The following is a 751-nucleotide window of genomic DNA, read 5'->3' as shown; positions in this document are numbered from 1 at the left end:
GATCAAGGCTTATTTACCGATCTTCAGCCAACTTTAAAACAGATTGGCGATATTGAACGTATCTTAGCGCGTCTTGCTCTACGTTCTGCTCGTCCACGTGATATGGCTCGCCTACGCCATGCCATGCAGCAACTTCCTGAACTAGAATCGCTCACTGCATCCTTAACTCATCCATACCTAGTGAAGTTGGCTCAGTTTGCTGCGCCAATAGGTGAGGTATGTGAGCTTCTTGAACGTGCTATCAAAGAAAACCCGCCGGTAGTGATCCGCGATGGTGGTGTGATTGCAGAAGGCTATAACGAAGAATTGGATGAGTGGCGCAAGCTCGCTGATGGTGCAACCGAGTATCTAGAAAAGCTCGAAGCGGATGAACGCGAGCGTCATGGCATCGATACGCTGAAAGTTGGCTACAACGCCGTACATGGGTTCTTCATTCAGGTAAGCCGTGGCCAAAGCCATTTGGTGCCGCCACATTACGTGCGTCGCCAAACTCTGAAAAATGCAGAGCGCTACATTATTCCTGAGCTTAAAGAGCATGAAGACAAAGTTCTGAACTCAAAATCAAAAGCACTCGCACTAGAGAAAAAACTGTGGGAAGAGCTGTTCGATTTGCTGATGCCTCATCTTGAACAAATGCAAAACCTAGCTTCTGCCATTTCACAGATGGACGTATTACAAAACCTAGCAGAACGCGCAGACTCATTGGATTATTGCCGCCCTACTCTAGTTAAAGACGCAGGTATTCACATTC

General features: G+C 47.3%; 1 pseudogene. It reads left to right on the top strand.

Features of this window, described 5'->3' with window-relative positions:
- Positions 1-751: pseudogene (locus R7040_RS26145) on the top strand (DNA mismatch repair protein MutS); the annotation flags it as partial.

The organism is Vibrio sp. 1069, assembly GCF_033340555.1.
This window is presented reverse-complemented; position numbering and strand designations above follow the sequence as displayed.